Origin of the sequence: Actinoplanes sp. NPDC051859, from assembly GCF_044452725.1 — a bacterium.
Classification (GTDB): domain Bacteria; phylum Actinomycetota; class Actinomycetes; order Mycobacteriales; family Micromonosporaceae; genus Actinoplanes.
The window spans coordinates 42,033-59,624 of record NZ_JBITBX010000009.1; the positions used below are offsets into that span (position 1 = coordinate 42,033).

The 17,592-nt window shown below is 69.4% G+C and carries 14 protein-coding genes and 1 pseudogene; 4 read left to right on the plus strand and 11 right to left on the minus strand.

Going from position 1 to position 17,592, the window contains the following annotated elements; translation table 11 throughout:
* Positions 1 to 68: 68 nt before the first annotated feature.
* On the plus strand, positions 69 to 284 hold the full coding sequence (locus ACIA1L_RS22615; protein ID WP_396074852.1) for a DUF3073 domain-containing protein: 216 nt from the start codon (positions 69 to 71) through the stop codon (positions 282 to 284).
* 827 nt (positions 285 to 1,111) lie between these two features.
* On the opposite strand, the gene amcA is transcribed toward ACIA1L_RS22615, so the two are convergent.
* The 5 genes from amcA to ACIA1L_RS22640 form a co-directional block, all read right to left on the minus strand.
* Positions 1,112 to 1,327, minus strand: a complete 216-nt coding sequence (amcA, locus tag ACIA1L_RS22620; protein ID WP_396074853.1) for a multiple cyclophane-containing RiPP AmcA — start codon at positions 1,325 to 1,327, stop codon at positions 1,112 to 1,114.
* Complete coding sequence (gene amcB / locus ACIA1L_RS22625; protein WP_396075108.1) at positions 1,296 to 2,399, minus strand: cyclophane-forming radical SAM peptide maturase AmcB; 1,104 nt, start codon at positions 2,397 to 2,399, stop codon at positions 1,296 to 1,298. Before amcB ends, amcA begins: the two co-directional genes overlap by 32 nt.
* Before the next feature lie 270 nt (positions 2,400 to 2,669).
* Complete coding sequence (gene purM / locus ACIA1L_RS22630; protein WP_396074855.1) at positions 2,670 to 3,821, minus strand: phosphoribosylformylglycinamidine cyclo-ligase; 1,152 nt, start codon at positions 3,819 to 3,821, stop codon at positions 2,670 to 2,672.
* Between the two features lie 103 nt (positions 3,822 to 3,924).
* Positions 3,925 to 5,535 (minus strand): amidophosphoribosyltransferase, encoded by a 1,611-nt coding sequence (purF, locus tag ACIA1L_RS22635; RefSeq protein WP_396074856.1) that lies wholly within the window; start codon positions 5,533 to 5,535, stop codon positions 3,925 to 3,927.
* Between the two features lie 79 nt (positions 5,536 to 5,614).
* Positions 5,615 to 5,977 carry a sterol carrier family protein gene (locus ACIA1L_RS22640; RefSeq protein ID WP_396074857.1) on the minus strand — a complete coding sequence of 121 codons (363 nt, stop codon included), beginning with the start codon at positions 5,975 to 5,977 and terminating at the stop codon, positions 5,615 to 5,617.
* Positions 5,978 to 6,137: 160 nt separating this feature from the next.
* On the opposite strand from ACIA1L_RS22640, the gene ACIA1L_RS22645 reads away from it, so the two are divergent.
* Together ACIA1L_RS22645 and ACIA1L_RS22650 are read left to right on the plus strand one after the other, a co-directional pair.
* Positions 6,138 to 8,354, plus strand: coding sequence for a carboxypeptidase regulatory-like domain-containing protein (locus ACIA1L_RS22645; protein WP_396074858.1), 2,217 nt, complete (start codon positions 6,138 to 6,140; stop codon positions 8,352 to 8,354).
* Between the two features lie 67 nt (positions 8,355 to 8,421).
* The gene (locus ACIA1L_RS22650; protein WP_396074859.1) at positions 8,422 to 9,204 is read left to right on the plus strand and encodes an inositol monophosphatase family protein; all 783 of its coding nucleotides are present in this window, start codon (positions 8,422 to 8,424) and stop codon (positions 9,202 to 9,204) included.
* Positions 9,205 to 9,688: 484 nt separating this feature from the next.
* Here the strand turns inward: ACIA1L_RS22650 and purL are convergent.
* The 3 genes and pseudogenes from purL to purS all read right to left on the minus strand — a co-directional run.
* Positions 9,689 to 12,226 (minus strand): annotated as a pseudogene (gene purL, locus ACIA1L_RS22655) (phosphoribosylformylglycinamidine synthase subunit PurL); the annotation flags it as partial.
* Positions 12,223 to 12,936, minus strand: a complete 714-nt coding sequence (gene purQ, locus ACIA1L_RS22660; RefSeq protein WP_396074860.1) for a phosphoribosylformylglycinamidine synthase subunit PurQ — start codon at positions 12,934 to 12,936, stop codon at positions 12,223 to 12,225. The gene purQ and the pseudogene purL, both read right to left, overlap by 4 nt.
* Positions 12,933 to 13,199, minus strand: coding sequence for a phosphoribosylformylglycinamidine synthase subunit PurS (gene purS, locus ACIA1L_RS22665; protein ID WP_396074861.1), 267 nt, complete (start codon positions 13,197 to 13,199; stop codon positions 12,933 to 12,935). The genes purQ and purS overlap by 4 nt, the downstream gene beginning before the upstream one ends.
* Before the next feature lie 321 nt (positions 13,200 to 13,520).
* On the opposite strand from purS, the gene ACIA1L_RS22670 reads away from it, so the two are divergent.
* Positions 13,521 to 14,204: a S1 family peptidase gene (locus ACIA1L_RS22670; protein WP_396074862.1), complete on the plus strand. Its 684-nt coding sequence runs from the start codon at positions 13,521 to 13,523 to the stop codon at positions 14,202 to 14,204.
* An 83-nt stretch (positions 14,205 to 14,287) separates the two neighbouring features.
* On the opposite strand, the gene purB is transcribed toward ACIA1L_RS22670, so the two are convergent.
* The 3 genes from purB to ACIA1L_RS22685 are packed head-to-tail and all read right to left on the minus strand — an operon-like array spanning position 14,288 to position 17,567.
* Positions 14,288 to 15,709 (minus strand): adenylosuccinate lyase, encoded by a 1,422-nt coding sequence (gene purB, locus ACIA1L_RS22675; RefSeq protein WP_396074863.1) that lies wholly within the window; start codon positions 15,707 to 15,709, stop codon positions 14,288 to 14,290.
* Positions 15,706 to 17,037 (minus strand): MFS transporter, encoded by a 1,332-nt coding sequence (locus tag ACIA1L_RS22680; RefSeq protein WP_396074864.1) that lies wholly within the window; start codon positions 17,035 to 17,037, stop codon positions 15,706 to 15,708. Before ACIA1L_RS22680 ends, purB begins: the two co-directional genes overlap by 4 nt.
* A complete protein-coding gene (locus ACIA1L_RS22685) occupies positions 17,034 to 17,567 on the minus strand; it encodes an ArsR/SmtB family transcription factor (RefSeq protein WP_396074865.1) in 534 nt (177 codons plus the stop codon). Before ACIA1L_RS22685 ends, ACIA1L_RS22680 begins: the two co-directional genes overlap by 4 nt.
* Between the last annotated feature and the right edge of the window lie 25 nt (positions 17,568 to 17,592).

The following is a 17,592-nucleotide window of genomic DNA, read 5'->3' on the forward strand; positions in this document are numbered from 1 at the left end:
GAGAGATGCCTGACGTCATCGGGGCCCGCCTTCGGGCTGCCCCGAATTCTGTGCGAGGGGGTCGAGCCATGGGGCGCGGCCGTGCTAAGGCCAAGCAGACAAAGGTGGCCCGGGAGTTGAAGTACCACTCCCCGAACACCGACCTCACCGCCTTGCAGCGCGAACTGGGGGGTGCTGGTAAGTCCGACCATCACTTCGAAGTCGACGACAATGAGCTTGTCGATGACGAAGATGATGACGATGCGGACGACGAGCACGACAGTTGGCCGCCGCCAAGGCGTTGACCCGTATTGCAGTGAGCACGCGGCTTCCGCGTGCTCTGGCATGTCGTGGTCGTCCGACAGTTCATGATGCCCACGCGGTCTGACCGCGCGGGCATCATGGCCTGTGCATAGCGTTCTCCCCTCCGCAGTCACCGCGGCACCGCCGCCGCACCGACTGAACCCCAGCGCCACGCCGCCCTCCGCCATGCCCGCCGTCCCCCGGACGCCAGGCTCGGACCGGCCAGCTGCCACCCGGGGCCACCCACGGAGTTACCGCACGCTGCGCAAACGCTCCTCACGGGAGTCGCCGCACGCCGCGCTGAACGCTCCCCACATGGGGTCGCCGCACGCTGCGCGAACGCTCTCCGCAGACCAGGCTGGGCTGAAAGCTGCCCACCAAGCTGGCGGCCGACACGCCCACTCAATCCGCGTGCCAAGGGTGGGTCTGTACTGCGCTCAAGGCCCGCCAACGCTGCGCCCAACGAACCCATCGTCCCGCGCTCAACACGCCCACCCGCGCAGCCTCGAACAGGCCAAGCGACCCCGCGCAACACGCCCCACCGCGCAGCTCTGAATGCTGCCCATCGGAGCCGCATCAGAGCTCGAGCGACATCGGACAAGGCTGCCCAGGTCGACCGGAACGGCGACAGCCGCCATGGCCGAAATCGGTCTAGGCCCGGATGCCGCCCGACGCCCGGTCGGTGCACTCACCCACGCATCATCGCCGTGCCCGGGGAAGCGCATGTCCCCCCGACCCGGCCGGCGGCCGCGGGTCGTGGTCGGGACGGCAGCCAGCCGGCGCTGTGCGCCACGGAACTCTGCTGTGCCCGTACCTATAAAAAGCGAAGCTATCTCGGCCGGTTGTTCCAGTTGTAGAAGGTCGGGATGTTCTCGAAGTGGTTCCAGGCGCACACCGCCGACCCGTCAGCCTCGGCGCGCTCGTGGCGGGCCGCTTGCGCTTCGTCGAGCAGGGCGCGCAAACCGGGCCCGGACTCCCGCACCCGCGCCGTCACGGGATCCGGTTCCGTGCGGTCAGACGGCCGTGGGCTCGTGGTCTCGGGCATGGTCCAGCACTCCCTCCAGTAGGCGAATCTTGCTGTTCCGGCAGTGGTCGGTCGTCGTCACATCGAACCGGCCCTGTTCGAAGTAGCGGTTGGCCGCGTGCGCACCGCCGCAGAAGCCGAAGTAGGGGCATTGCGTGCGGCAGGCCTCCACTCCGTCGAGGAACTCGCGGATCCAGGGTGTCCCGGTCGCTCCCGCGATGATCTCCGGCAACGGGGTCGTCAGCACGTTTCCGCTGCTGAAGTCGCCATACCGGGGGTCGGTGAAGCCGGCCAACTCGGGCGACAACAGCACGACGCTGCCGTCGTGGGCGATGGTCGGGATCGGGTCGAGCTGCCGGGGCAGGACGTCGTCGGACCTGCCGTCGAGGACGGCCGCCGCGTAGCGCAGGGACCATTCGACCTCGCGCAGGTGGATGCGGGGATCACGGCGCCAGGCGCCGACCAGCTCCGCCCAGAAGGCGGTCACGTCCTGCTCAGGGTGCTTGTTGGCGCGAAGGTTGACGCCTTCCAACTCCTCGACGTTGACGCCGAGGACGTCGCAGCCGAGGCCGAGGAAGTAGTCGTAGAGCTCGGTTGCCAGGCCGGGCTCGGGTCGGCCGACCACGCAGAGCGCGGAGAACGGGATGCCGTGCCGCTTCAGCGCAGCGATGCCCCGCACGATCCGGTCGTAGGCGGGCTTGTTACCCCGAGTGACCCGGTCACCGTTACGCTCTTCGGGTCCGTCGACGCTCACGCTGACCCGCATTTGGTGCTCGACGAAGAACTCGCACCAGGCGTCGTCGATCAGGGTGGCGTTGGTCTGCACGTGATGTTCGACCTCGACCGGGAACGGCCGCATCAGCGCGGCCAGGTGCTCCCGGCCCGCCGTCAGCGGCTCACCGCCGTGCCACACGACCGAGAATCTTCCGGTACGGGCCCAGTCGGCGACACCCGCAGCCACGGCGCCGGCTACTTCGACGGGCATCTTCTGGTCCACTCGCCGCAACGGCAGGTAACAGTAGGAGCAGTCGAGGTTGCAGAGGGTGGTGGGTTGCATGACGACGTACGTGGGCACCGAGGCGATCCCGCGCATCCCGTTCCAGGGCGCTCCCACGGACACCTCCGTCCCCCGTCGTCGTCGACTCAGGCCAGGCTAGGCGTCGACGTCCACCCGTGTGTGCCCTGCCTCTCCCCTTCACGAAGAAAAGATCCCACGGGTTCAATCCATCGACACCCGTGGATCATTGCACACCTCGCGCGGGAAAACTCCCGTCTGTGATGTATCCGTAGACAAGGTGTAACCGGAAACGAAAACGGCGCCGCGCCCCCGGCTTGCGTGGGGCGGGCGCCGTTGTCACACGACTCAGCCGCGGGTGTACTGACCCATCATCTGGACCTGGCCGCTGCCCTCGATGACCTCGCCGACCTGCCAGGCCTCGACGCCACGCCCGGTCAGGTAGGCCATCGCACGGTCCGCGTCGTCGGCGGAGACGATCGCGAACATGCCGACACCCATGTTGAAGGTGGCTTCCATCTCGGTGTCCTCGATCCGGCCCTTCGCCTGGATCAGGTCGAAGATCGACTGCGGGCGCCAGGAAGAACGGTCCACCACCGCGTCGACGGTCTCCGGCAGGATCCGCACCAGGTTGCCCGGGATGCCGCCGCCGGTGACGTGCGAGAACGCCCGGACGTCGGTCTCCTCGATCAGGCCGAGGCAGTCCTTGGCGTAGATCTTCGTCGGGGTCAGCAGCTCCTCACCGAGGGTGCGCTGCTTGCCGAAGTCGTCCACCACGGTGTCGAGGCGCATCCGGCCCGCGCCGAGCAGCACGTGCCGCACCAGCGAGTAACCGTTGGAGTGCAGGCCAGAGGAGCGCATCGCGATGACCGCGTCGCCGATCTCCACCCGGTGCGCGCCCAGGATCTCGCTCTCCTCGACCACGCCGACACCGGTCGCGGAGACGTCGTACTCGTCCGGGCGCAGCACGCCCGGGTGCTCAGCCGTCTCGCCACCGAGCAGCGCGCAGCCCGCGTAGCGGCAGCCGTCCGCGATACCCGCGCCGATCTCGGCGACCTTGTCCGGCACGACCTCGCCGCACGCGATGTAGTCGAGCAGGAACAGCGGCTCGGCGCCGCAGGCCACCAGGTCGTCCACCACCATGGCGACCAGGTCGATGCCGATCGTGTCGTGGATGTCGAGCTGCTGCGCGATCACCAGCTTGGTGCCGACGCCGTCGGTCGACGAGGCGAGGATCGGGCTCTTGTACTTCTGGGTGTTCAGCTTGAACAGCCCGGCGAAGCCGCCCAGGTCGCCCATGACCTCGGGGCGGCTGGTCTTCTTCACCTTCGACTTCAACAGTTCGACCGCGCGCTCGCCGGCGTGGATCGAAACGCCGGCGTCCGCGTAGGTGACCGTGCGCTTACGGCCGCTGCGGGCGGCTCCCGCCGACCACGGCTGACGGTCGGCGCCCTCGTTGCCGTTCGATCCGGCACTGTTGCGCTCGGACACGTGCGTCACGGTTCTCCCCTTTGGTGGTGGTGCTCGGCTGTGCCGCTGGTTACGACGTTCGCGGTGGTGCGCTGGTTCCGGTCGGCCGGAGCTGGTTCCGGTCGGCCGGAGCTTACGGGCGGTGCAGGGCGTCGACGCCGCCCGGGCTGCCGACGAGTGGCGTCGCCTGGTCGCGCTCGCCCTCGACGTACTGCTCGTCCTCGTAGTCCTGCTCGAGCCCGGCCACCGCAGCGGTGGCCGCCTCGGGCGAGGCGTCGGGCATGGCCGCTCGCTTGCCGACGCTCTCGAGCAGGTGCTTGCCGATCAAGTGCCCGGCCGGCAGCTCGATCGGATACTGCCCATCGAAACAGGCCATGCAGAGTCGTGTCTTCGGCTGCTCGGTCGACTGGACCAGACCGTCCAGCGAAACGTAGCCGAGGCTGTCGGCGCCGATCGAGCGGCGGATGCCGTCGATCTCCAGGCCGTTCGCGATCAGCTCGGCGCGGGTGGCGAAGTCGATGCCGTAGAAACACGGCCACTTCACCGGCGGCGAGGAGATGCGGACGTGCACCTCGAGCGCGCCGGCCTCGCGCAGCATCCGGATCTGGGCGCGCTGGGTGTTGCCGCGGACGATCGAGTCGTCGACGACGACGATCCGCTTGCCGCGGACCACCTCGCGCAGCGGGTTCAGCTTCAGCCGGATGCCCAGCTGGCGGATCGTCTGCGACGGCTGGATGAAGGTACGGCCGACGTACGCGTTCTTCATGAAGCCCGCGCTGTACGGAATGCCGGACTCCTCCGCATATCCGATCGCGGCCGGGATCCCCGACTCCGGTACGCCGATGACCAGGTCGGCCTCGACCGGATGCTCCTTGGCCAGCCGGCGCCCGACCTCAACCCGCGCGGCATAGATGTTGCGGCCGGCGATCGTGGTGTCCGGACGGGCAAGGTAGACGTACTCGAAAAGGCAGCCCTTGGGCTCCGGCGTCGCGAACCGGGTCGACCGCAGGCCGTGCTCGTCGATCGCCAGGATCTCGCCGGGCTCCACCTCGCGGACGAAGCTCGCACCGACGATGTCGAGAGCCGCGGTCTCGCTAGCGACCGCCCAGCCCCGTTCCATCCGGCCGAGCACGAGCGGACGGACGCCTTGCGCGTCGCGGGCGGCGTACAGGGTGCTTTCGTCCATGAAGACGAAGCTGAACGCGCCCTTCAACCGCGGGAGCACCTCCATGGCCGCGGCTTCGACCGACAGGTCGGGGCGAGCGGCCAGCAGGGTCGTGACGAAAGCGGTGTCGGAGGTGGCGGAGTCGGCCTCGAGACCGCGCTCCGCGACCTCCCGGGCCAGCTCGGCGGTGTTGACCAGATTGCCGTTGTGCGCCAGAGCGATCGTCGTGCCGGCCGTGGTGGCTCGGATCGTCGGCTGGGCGTTCTCCCAGTTGGAGCCGCCGGTGGTGGAGTAGCGGGTGTGCCCGATCGCGAGGTGTCCGCGCAGGCTGGCCAGGGTCGGCTCGTCGAAGACCTGGGAGACCAGGCCGAGATCCTTGTAGACGACGACACCGGACCCGTCACTGACGGCGATGCCGGCAGCCTCCTGCCCGCGATGCTGCAGGGCGAAAAGGCCGAAATAGGTGAGTTTTGCGACCTCTTCTTCGGGAGCCCAGACGCCGAAGACGCCACAGGCATCCTGGGGTCCGCGGTCCTGGGGGTCGAGATCGTCGGTCAACAGGCCGTCGCCTCGGGGCACGCGCTTGCTCCCTCATGCTGATCTGCTCGGACTATGCGGGGCTGTACCGAGCGCCCAGTGTACGCGAGGTGACCAGCGATCAGCCCGGGTGCACAGGCAGGTACGGCGCCAGGTCGGTGCGTGTTCCGCTGGCCCGTACCCGTCCGGACTCCACGGCATCTGCCCAGCCCAGCCGGCCCGTCGCGACGAGTAGCCAGGTCAGCGGATCGGTCTCGACCACATTGGGCGGTGTGCCGCGGGTGTGCCGCGGACCGGCCACACACTGAATCGCACCGAAAGGTGGAATACGGACCTCCACCGATCGGCCCGGCGCGGTGCGCGCGAGGTCGGACAGGAGCGCTCGCACAGCGTCACGGAGCACAGAACGATCGGGTTCGCCGCCACCGTCCAGCGCGTCCAACGCCGCGCCGACCGACTCGGATTTATTGTGCGCAGGAGACACGTCGGGACAATACGACCCGGCATTCGACCACAACCCCGCGGCCCTGGGTCGCGCGAATGTCCCCCGACAGGGCATAGTGGCCGACGGTGTGTACTCGTCGCGGAATCCAGTGGGCAATCCTCATGCTGCCCAAGGACCGCGCGACCGGAAGGCGGTGGACGTGACAACGCACCTACGGGCTCTCCAGGCCGGTGCATTCCTGGCCATGCTCGGTGGCGTTCTCGTCGCCGCCCCCTCGGCGGCACTGGCGGCGGTGGAACCCTCGGTTTCCATCACCAGCCTGTCGTCCGGAGACATTCCCTCCGGGGGCAAGACCACCCTGACATACACCGTCGCGAACAAGAACGTCGACGTCCCCGGCGCCGACGCAGGCGTCTCGGTGGTGATCGAAGCCGGCGGGATGGCCTGCTCCGGCCAGTGCAACCTCAGTGACACGATCCCGGCCGGCTCCAACAAGACGTTCACGGCCACGCTCACCGCCGGATCTGTCGACGCGGGACAGACGAAGAACATCACCGTTCGGATCGTCGCGACGATCGACGGCGCCAGCGGCAGCGCAGACCGGTCGGTCATCGTGCGCGGCCCGGACAAGCCGCAGACGGTGCGTCAGGTCAGCGGCAAGGTGAAGGACCAGGACGGCAAGTCGGTCGCCGGCGCGCAGGTCGGGCTGCGGGACAGCCAGGGCCACACGTACAGCACCGCCAGCAACAGCGACGGCGGCTACTCCTTCACGTCCTCCGACAGCGCACCGATCTCGACGGGGCAGCTCACCGTCGGCGCGGCGATGCAGGGCTACGACACGGTGGCGGTGAACGCCGAGGGTGGCGCCGGCCGGTCCGTCAACGTTCCGCTGACGATCAAGTCCAAGGCCACGCCGACGTCGGCCACGCCGTCAGCGCAGGCAAGCGCGACCCCGGCCGCCAGTGCCGAAACGGCGGACGATGCGACGCTGGCCGATGCGGGTGCCGAAACCCCCGCCGCGACGAGTGATCAAAAGAAGGCAGCCAGCGAAGACGACAGCTCCGGCTCGATGCTGTTCATCATCATGGGCGGGCTCCTTGTCGCCGGCGGCATCGGCGCCATCGTCCTCATGCTGATGCGCCGCAAGTCCAACCCGGATGAATCGGACGACTCGGACAGCGGCCTGGCAAAGAGCCCGCTCGCACCGGCCCCGAGCCGATACAGCGGCGCCGACCAGACCCGGATGGCACCGGCGGTCGGTGTCCGCGGCGGCGACGCCACGATCATCGCGCCGCGCTCCGGCGCACCGTCCATGTCGGATGCTCCGACCATGATCCATCGCGGTCCCGCCGCTGCCGAACCGGTCGACGAGTTCCCCGACCCGTACGGCGCCCCGCTGCCGCAGAACGGCGCCTACAACGCACCCGGCGGCTGGGGTGCCACCCCGGCAGCCGGCGCGGCCGGTGCCGCGGGTGCCGCCTACGGAACGGCCACTCAGTTCGGCGGTGCACCCGTCCCCGCACAGAGCGGCGGCTACGACGACCGCGACGCACACGGCTACAGCGGCGGATACGACGACCGCACCGCGTACGACAACAATCAGGCCGGCTACGACCAGACCGGCTACGACCAAGGTCGCGACCAGCAGCGCTTCGACGAGCCGACCGGCATGTACCGGCCGACGCCGGACGCGTACGGCCCCGAGCAGGGCTACGACGGCGGATACGGCGCCGGCGAGTACGCCAGCCAGGACCAGCAGGCGGGCGGGGCGTACCAGGCCGGCGGCTACCAGGGCGGCAGCTACGGCCAGCAGTCCGCCGACCAGGGCGGCTACGGCGGTTGGGACGGCCCGGGCGCGGGGATCGACAGCGGCAACGCGTACGGCCCCCAGGCTGGCGGTAACTACGGAGCTCCCCAGCAGGGCGGCGGCACCTATGGCGCCCCGCAGCAGGCCGGCACCTACGGCAACGCCGGGCAGAGTGGCTACGCCGATCAGGGCGGCTACGACCAAGGTGGCTACGACCAGCCGGGCGGCGGCACCTACGGCGGCGGCTCGTACGGCGGCTACAACGACGGCGGTCAGCAGGGCGGCAATGCCTACAGCGGCGCGCCACAGGCCGGCGGCACCTACGGCGGAGCTGCGCCGGCGGGCACCTACGGCGGCCCCGCACAGGGTGGCGGCACGTACGGTGGCAACCCGGCTCAGGGTGGCACCTACGGCGCCGGCCAGGGCTACGCCGATCAGGGCGGCTACGACCAGGGCGGCTACGACCAGCGAGGCGGCTCCTACAGCGGCGGTCCCTACGGGGGCACCGGCTACGACGGCGACCAGGGTCGGCGTGGCGCTCCGCGGCCGCAAGCCCCCGAGGGCTCGCACCCCGGGCAGCGGCGGCAGGGCGACTGGAACGACGGCTAACCGCACAGCTATCCGCTAAAGGCCGGTCCTGTCACCACGACAGGGCTGGCCTTTACTGTGGACAGCCATGATCACCGATGCAGATCTTGCCATCGCCGCGGCACAAGCCGGCGCCCGTGTCGTTCGCTCCCATTACGGCACCGAGCTGACCCGGTACGAGAAGTCCGCGGGCGACTTCGCCACCAGCGCCGACCTTGACGCCGAGCAGGCCGTCCTCGCCGTCCTGCGCGCTGCCCGGCCGGACGATCCCGTCGTCGGCGAGGAAAGCGGGCAGACCGGTAACGCTCACTCCCACCGTCGCTGGCTCGTCGATCCACTGTGTGGAACGTTGAACTTCGCCGTACGCACCATGCTGGCCTCGGTGAACGTCGCTCTGATCACCAACTCGCGCTGCACCGCCGCTGCCTCCGCAGATCCGTTCACCGGCGAGGTGTTTTGGACCGATGGCACCGCCGCATACGTCCGCCACGCCGAGCAGGATCAACGACTTGCACCGTCCGCCGCCTCTGGCCTGGTCGATCTCAATCTCGACCCGCCCTTTCCCAACAAGGAGGTGTTCTCGGCGGCCCGCAGGCTCGCCGACGAAGGCTTCGTAGCCCGGTTCCGGCCGCGCGTGGTCTCCACCACGCTGGCGGTGGCCTGGGTTGCTGCCGGACGACGCGCCGCGTACGTGACCGACGGCCACCTCCAGGACAGCGTGCACTTCGCGGCGGGCATCGCTCTCTGCGAGGCGGCCGGTTGCGTGCTCACCGGGATCGACGGTCAGCCGGTGCACACCGGACGGGGTGGACTGGTCGTAGCAGCTGACGAGGAGACACATGCCGCCCTGCTGGGGCTGATTCGCGGCTGATCCGGGCCGCGCGGTGCTGGGAACCAGCCCTCCCCGGCTAGGCGTCATGCGCTCGTCGGCCAGGCTGGCAAAGCAGAACGCCACGGCGAAGAAATAGCCGTGGCGTTCTGTGAGTGTGGTGCTCGGGTCAGGCCTTAGCCTCCGGTTCAGCGACGTCGGCGACGTCATCTGAGTTATCGGCACTCGACGCGTCCACCGCTGTGGGCAGACCCGCAACTTCGGCAGCCGGACCCTCGTCCTCGATCAGGGAGTCGGCGGGGCCGGCACCCTCGGTCGGCTCAACCGTGCCCTCGACCGGCGCGGCTTCGCTGTCGGTCAGCTCATCGGCCGGGCCAGCACCCGCCGCCGGGCCAGTGCTCGCCGCCAGCCCGTCGGCCAGGCCCGTGCTCGCCGCCAGCCCGTCGGCCGGGTCAGCCCCCGCCGCCAGCGCGTCAATCCCCGCAGCCAGCGGCGCGTCTTCCGCAGACGTGGTGTCCGACGCGAGGTCGACCGTCGCCGAGGTGAGATCAGTCGCGATCTCCGCAGCCGCACCGGCAAACGGAGCCGTTGCGCCGGCAACCGAAGCCGTCGCGACCACCGGCGACACCATCGCCGGGCGGGGTCCCAGCTCAGCCGGGCTGCCGAACAGGTTGCGCATGGTGGCGGTGTGCGCCTCCCGCAACTCGTCCAGCGGAAGCGTGAACTGGTGCTGGATCTCCAGCGAGGACTCCCGGGTCGTCACGCCGATCGGGGTGCACGGCACGCCGTGCTCCGCGGCCAGCGCCACGAACGCCATGTCGTGCCCGCGTGGCACTGCGACGAGAACCCGGCCGGCCGACTCGCTGAAGAGCCACACGAACGGCGTGGTCGCCGCGTCGTGCTCCGGCAGCGTGATCCGGGCGCCGACGTTGCGGCGCAGGCAGGACTCGACCAGGACCTGCGCGAGGCCACCGTCCGAAAGGTCGTGTGCCGCCACCACGTGCTCGCGCTCCGCGGCCTGGGCCATGAGCCGGCCAATGCGCTGCTCGTGGGCCAGGTCGACCTTCGGCGGCCGGCCGCCCAGGTGGCCGTGGGTGACCCACGCCCACTCGGAACCGGACAGCTCGCACTCGGTGGTGCCGAGCAGGAACAGCAGGTCGCCGTCCGCGGACGGGGGCGGCGGGAAGCCCATCGGCACCCGGCGCGCCACGTCCTGCAGGATGCCCAGCACACCCACCACCGGGGTCGGGTGGATCGCGGCGGCACCGGTCTGGTTGTAGAAGCTGACGTTTCCGCCGGTCACCGGGATGCCCAGCTGCTGGCAGCCGTCGGCGAGCCCGCGTACGGCCTCGGCGAACTGCCACATCACCGACGGGTCCTCGGGCGAACCGAAGTTGAGGCAGTCGGTGACCGCGATGGGCTCGGCACCGGTCACCACGACGTTGCGGTACGCCTCAGCCAGTCCCAGCCGCGCCCCCTCGTACGGGTCGAGGCGGGTGTACCGCCCGTTACCGTCGACGGACAGCGCGACGCCGAGGCCGGTGCGCTCGTCGATCCGCAGCACGCCCGCGTCTTCCGGCTGGGCGAGCACGGTGTTGCCGAGGACGTACCGGTCGTACTGCTCGGTGACCCACGTCTTGTCGCACAGGTTCGGCGATGCGATCATGCGCAGCACGGTCTCGCGCAGTTCGTCCGATGTGGTCGGACGCGGCAGCGTCTCGGCGCGGTCGGCCTGCAGCAGGATGAGGTCGGCCGGTTCCCTTATCGGGCGCGCATAGACCGGGCCGTCGTCGGCGAGCGAGCCGGGCGGCACGTCGACGACCACGTGGTCGTTCCAGGTGATCACCAGCCGGCCGGGCTGGCCGGGGGCCTCGCTCGGGGTCACCTCGCCGATGGCGGTGGCCCAGACGCCCCACTTCTCGGCGACGGCGAGCACCTGGTCGAGCTTCTCCGGCGAAACGATGAGGAGCATGCGCTCCTGCGACTCGCTGGCGAGGATCTCGGTGGGCGACATGGACGCTTCGCGCAGCGGCACGCGCTCCAGCCACACCCGCATACCGGTGCCGGCCGCGGCGGCGGTCTCGGTGAGCGCGCAGGTCAGGCCGGCGCCGCCGAGATCCTGGATGCCGACGACCAGGCCGGCGTCGTACAGCTCGAGGCAGCTCTCGATGAGCAGCTTCTCCATGAAGGGGTCGCCGACCTGCACCGACGGGCGGCGCTGCTCGGCACCCTCGTCGAAGGTGGCGGAGGCGAGCACAGAGACGCCGCCGATGCCATCCCGGCCGGTCCGCGCGCCGAGCAGCACGACGACGTTGCCAACGCCGGCTGCCTTGGCGGTCTGCAACCGTTCGACCGGCAGTACGCCGATGGACAGCGCGTTCACCAGCGGGTTGCCCTGGTAGCACGGGTCGAAGACGATCTCGCCGCCGATGTTGGGCAGGCCGAGGCAGTTGCCGTAGCCGCCGATGCCGGCCACCACGCCGGGCAGCACGCGGGCCGTGTCGGGATGGTCCGCGGCACCGAAGCGCAGCGGGTCCATCACCGCGACCGGGCGGGCGCCCATGGCGAGGATGTCGCGCACGATGCCGCCGATGCCGGTCGCCGCGCCCTGGTACGGCTCGACGTAGCTGGGGTGATTGTGCGACTCGACCTTGAAGGTGACGGCGAGCTCGTCGGAGATCTGCACGACACCCGCGTTCTCACCGATGCCGGCGAGCATCCGGGTGTTCTTGGGCGCCTTCTCGCCGAACTGGCGCAGGTGCACCTTGCTCGACTTGTACGAGCAGTGCTCGCTCCACATGATCGAGTACATCGCCAGCTCGGAGGCCGTGGGGCGGCGCCCCAGGATCTGCCGGATGCGGTCGTACTCGTCGTCCTTGAGACCCAGCTCGGTGTGCGGCTGCAGGTCCTCGGGCGTGTCGAACGCCAGCTGGACGGTGTCCACCGCGCCGAACTCGTCGGCCAGCACGTCGGTGGCGGCGAATCCGCTGCGGGCCGGCGCCTGGTTCGGCACCGGAGTCGGCGTCGGGGCGCCGCTGGTCGCGATGTCGGGCTGGGTGGTCATCGCTGGGCTCCCCCTGTGAGCTGCCCGCCCGCGGCCGTCCCGGCCAGGTGCCGCAGGGCGGAGGTGAAGAAACCGAGGCCGTCGAGCGACGGGCCGGTCAGCGCCTCCACCGCGTGTTCCGGGTGCGGCATGATGCCGACGACGTTGCCGGCCGCGTTGGTGATGGCAGCGATGTCACGCTGCGAGCCGTTCGGGTTGCCGCGGATATAGCGGGCGACGACCCGTCCTTCGGCCTCGAGTTCGTCGAGGGTGCGCTCGTCGGCGACGTAGCAGCCTTCGCCGTTCTTGACCGGGATGAGGATCTCCTGGCCGTCGGAGAAGCTGTTGGTCCAGGCAGTCTGCGCGCCGCCGATCCGCAGGTACTGATCGCGGTTGCGGAAGTGCAGGTGCTGGTTGCGGGTCAGCGCGCCGGGCAGCAGGTGGGCCTCGCAGAGGATCTGGAAACCGTTGCAGATGCCCAGCACGGGCAGGCCGCCCCGAGCGGCGTCGATGATGGTCTCCATCACCGGGGCGAACCGGGCGATCGCGCCGCAGCGCAGGGCATCGCCGTAGGAGAAGCCGCCGGGCAGGACCACGGCGTCCACACCGTGCAGGTCGGGGTCACCGTGCCAGAGACGCACGGCTTCACCCCCGGCGATGCGCACCGCGCGGGCGGCATCGCCATCATCGAGCGAACCCGGGAAGGTGACGACTCCGATCCGCATGGTCACGCGCTCATCTGCGCGGCGTCGTCGGCCGACTCCTCGACCCGGATCGAGAAGTCCTCGATGACCGGGTTGGCGAGCAACTTGTCGGCGATCTCGCGGGCGGTCTCCAGGTCGGGTTCACCGTCGAACTCGATCTCGATACGGCGGCCGATCCGTACGGAAGAAACAGCGCTGACCCCGAGCCGCGGCAGCGCGTTGGCGACCGCCTGGCCCTGCGGATCGAGGATCTCCGGCTTGAGCATGACGTCGACGACGACGCGAGCCACGGGCACTCCTGACTGTTTAGGCGCGCAGTTGGGTGGCCCTCTAAGGGGCGAGCGGCCAAAGCCTACCTTGTACGGCCGCCGATCGACCCATCGGCCGGTGTCGGCAGGCGGACGTACACGTGGCTGAGCTGGGCATCCCTAGAGTGATCTCGCACACGGTACGAATACGGAATGCAATTATCCGATGACATTAAGTCGCAACCGGACCATCACATCGTGATAGGTCTCAATTGAAATGTAGATGCAAAACCACAGCCACCCTACGTTCATTCGATCAAGCTCGATGCCATTCGTGCATCGACGGAACCGAAGGAGCAAGGCGTGCGCACTCGCATCGCTGTCGTCTCGCTGGCCGCCGCCCTGACCGGCGCTCTCGCCGTCCCCGCCGTCGCGAACGCGGCTGACGACGGCCCCCAGCACATCATCGGTGGCAGCACCGTCTCCTCGGCGCCGTGGGCCGCCGCAGTCTTCAGCGACGGCGAATTCATGTGCTCCGGCACGATCATCGCGGCGGAGTACGTCCTCACCGCCAAGCACTGCATCGAGGGCGAGATGTCCGTCCGCGTCGGCAGCACCAACCGGACCTCCGGTGGAGTCACCCGCTCGGTCACCGCGACGTCGACCCGTTACGACCTCGCCATCATGCGCCTGAGCAGCCCCATCACCACCAGCTACGCGAAGCTGTCGAGCTCCTACCCGCCGGTGGGCTCGACGAACTCGGTCTACGGCTGGGGCCGCACCTGCTACGAAGGCTGCGACGGCTCCGTCACCTTGAAGACGGCCACCGTCCGCGTCACCACCACCAACCAGACCGACGCCTACGGCGGGCGCGCCATCGGCAGCACTGGCATCAGCGGTGCGGCCTGGCGCGGCGACTCTGGCGGTCCGCAGTTCTACAACGGCGCCCAGGTAGGCGTGGCGTCGACGGCCGACGGCGTCAGCCGCCAGTACTACGGCAGCGTCGCCTACAACCGCCCATGGATCCGCTCCATCGCCGGCGTGTGACGTTCCAGGTCGAAGCCCAGCTGTCGTAGAGCAGGGTGGGCGAAGCTCGGACGGCTCCGCTCACCCTGCTCGGCCCGACGTGGTTACAGAATCGGGCCGGGCGTGTAGGTCGCCGCTTCCGGGTGGGCGGCGACGATCCGGGCAACTCGGTCTGCTACTTCCCGGACCTGCGCCGGCGCCGCCCCGACGAAAGCGGCTCGGTCGGCGACCAACGTGTCGATTTCCGCGCGGGACAGGCCGAGGCGCTCATCCGCCGCGAGGCGGTCGAAGAGGTCGTTTTCGGCGGCACCCTTTTCGCGCATGGCCAGGGCCATACCGACCGCGTGTTCCTTGATGACCTCGTGGGCGACCTCGCGACCCACGCCCTTGCGGACCGCGGCGACCAGAATCTTCGTCGTCGCCAGGAAGGGCAGGAAGCGGTCCAGTTCGCGGGCGATCACCGCGGGGTAGGCGCCGAACTCGTCGAGCACCGTCAGGAAGGTCTGGAAGAGGCCGTCGGTGGCGAAGAAAGCGTCCGGCAGCGCAACGCGACGCACGACCGAGCAAGAAACGTCGCCTTCGTTCCATTGGTCGCCGGCGAGTTCGCCGACCATCGACAGGTAGCCGCGGACGATGACGGCGAGGCCGTTGACCCGCTCCGAGGAGCGGGTGTTCATCTTGTGCGGCATCGCGGAGGAGCCCACCTGGCCCGGCTTGAAGCCTTCGGTGACCAGTTCCTGGCCCACCATCAGCCGGATCGTGGTGGCTAGCGACGATGGCGCGGCAACCACCTGGGCCAGCGCAGACACCACGTCGAAGTCGAGCGACCGCGGATAGACCTGACCGACGCTGGTCAGCACCCGTTCGAAGCCAAGGTGATGGGCGACCTTGCGTTCCAGCTCGGCAAGCTTCTCCTCGTCGCCGTCGAGCAGGTCGAGTTGGTCAGCGGCGGTCCCGACCGGGCCCTTGATACCGCGCAGCGGATATCGGCTGATCAGCTCATCCAGCCGCTCGTAGGCGATGAGCAGCTCCTCCGCGGCGCTGGCGAAGCGCTTGCCCAGCGTCGTGGCCTGCGCGGCAACGTTGTGCGACCGCCCGGTCATGACCAGGTCGCTGTGCTCGACCGCCCGCTCGGTGAGGCGCGCAAGCGCGGTGACGATCCGACCCCGAACGAGCTTGAGCGACGCGAGGATCTGCAGTTGCTCGACGTTCTCGGTGAGGTCTCGGGAGGTCATTCCCTTGTGGATGTGCTCATGCCCGGCGAGCGCGCTGAACTCCTCGATGCGAGCCTTCACGTCGTGCCGGGTGACTCGTTCCCGCTCGGCGATGCTGCCGAGGTCGACGTCGTCAACGACCCGCTCATATGCCGCAACGACCCCGTCGGGCACCGCGACCCCGAGATCCCGCTGGGCGCGCAGGACGGCGAGCCACAGCCGGCGCTCCATCCGAATCTTCTCCTCGGGCGACCAGAGGCCGGCGAGGTCGGCGGAGGCGTAACGGCTGGCGAGGACGTTAGGGATGCTCACGCGGCCAATTCTTCCACGGGCCGCGGGTCGCTCCGATCGGCCTGTGGATAACCGTGCCGCAGGGTGCGGACGGCGCGACTGCTAGCCATCGCCACCACGGCAAACACGATGAGCACGGCCGCACCGACCAACGTCGGGGTGACCCCGACCGCCGCTGCAATCGGCCCGGCGGCGACCTGCCCGAGCGGAATCGCCACGAAAGACCCGACCATGTCGTAGGAATACACGCGCGCCAGCCGATCCGCGGGCACATGTTCCTGCATCGTCGTCTCCCATGCGACGGCGAACTGCTCGATCATGAACCCCGCGAGAAATGCGGCGCCGAGCAGCAAGCCCAGGTGCGGCGCAATCCCGAGGGTCAGCACCGGAAATGCTTCACAAGCAGTACACAGGACTCCGACAAACAGCAGCCGCCGCACCCGTAAGCGCATTGCCACCACCGCGCCGAGCACCATTCCACCGGTCTGCGCGGCAAGCACGAAACCCCAGGCCTGACGGCCCACGGTCGCATCGGCGACCAGCGGTCCGAGCACATTGAAACCGCCGCTGAGCGCGGCATTGATCAGGCAGAAGCCTGCCACCACAACCCAGAGCCAGGTCCGCGACCGGAATTCGGTCCATCCCTCGCGCAGATCGGTGATCATGCTCCTTTTTTCGGTACGGAGAACGGCGCCGGCAACAGCATCAGGCACCGGCGCCACCACGGCCAGGCCACGCTTGGCGGCCGGTCCCGCCGGGTCGGCCCGTCGAGCCGACCGGCCGAGGGCGGCAAAGAAGGCAGCGGCCAGGAGGAAAGTGACAGCGTCGACTGCGATGTCCCAGCCGGGGCCGACTGCCGCCACGAGGATCCCGCCGACCGGTGCGCCGACGATGTAGGCGCTGTTGAAGACCAGGCGGTTGAGGCCGTTAGCTTGCTGCCGGTGCTCGGCCGGGACGAGCTGGGGCAGGATCGCCGACGAGGCCGGCAGAGCCAGCGCCGCGACTGCACCATTGACCGCGGCGAGGGCGATCAGCAGGGGGACTGTGGCCGTACCCGTCAGAACGAGGGCTGCGACCGCACCCTGGGTGACCGCCGCAGCGGCGCTGGAGCCCGCCATGAGCAGGGTTTTTGGCAGTCGATCAGCGAGCGCACCGGCGATCAACAGGACGAGGACGTGCGCGATCATCCGGGCACCCACGACGAGGCCCAGGTCCCCGGCCGAGCCGGTCAGATCCAGCACCGCGAAGGCGAGCGCGATCGGCGCGACGGCGTTACCGAACGCGGCGACGGTCCGGCCCGCTAGCAACCACCGAAACCCGGAGTGCCGCAGGGGCGCAAGGGCGCTCACGGATCCACCATCTTGAACATCGCGATCGTGGTGCTCGTACGGACAGCTCCCGGGGTTCGGGGTGCGCGAGCCGCATCGTGCAGGTCGCGGCTGGCCCGAGCAATGCGATCGCGCACATCCCGGAAGACCTCGGGATCCACCCAGAGCTCGGCGTCGGTCATGGTGCCGCCGACGGACCAGTCAGCCTCCGCGGTACGCCGAATCAGCTCGTTGGCGACCGTGGCGAACAAGGGCCGTTGGACGTCCGCGTTGACGGCTCGGCCGGACTCTCGATCACGTTCTCGATCACGGGCAGCGTCGTACCGGTAACGCTTGGCAATGCCGCCGCGGATTCGCTCCTCGCCGTCCGGCACGATGAGGCCGCCGGCCAGCAGCGTGCGCAGGTGATAGCTGGCGTTGGCGTGGGTGAGCCCGAGCTCGCGGGAGATGTCGGCAGCGGTGAGCGCAGCCCCGGTGAGCAGCGACAGGATGCGCAGACGCACCGGATGCGCCATCGCGCGCAGCGTGGCTTGCTCATCCCTCAAAGACATGTTGGGCAGTCTAAGAGAGACGGGG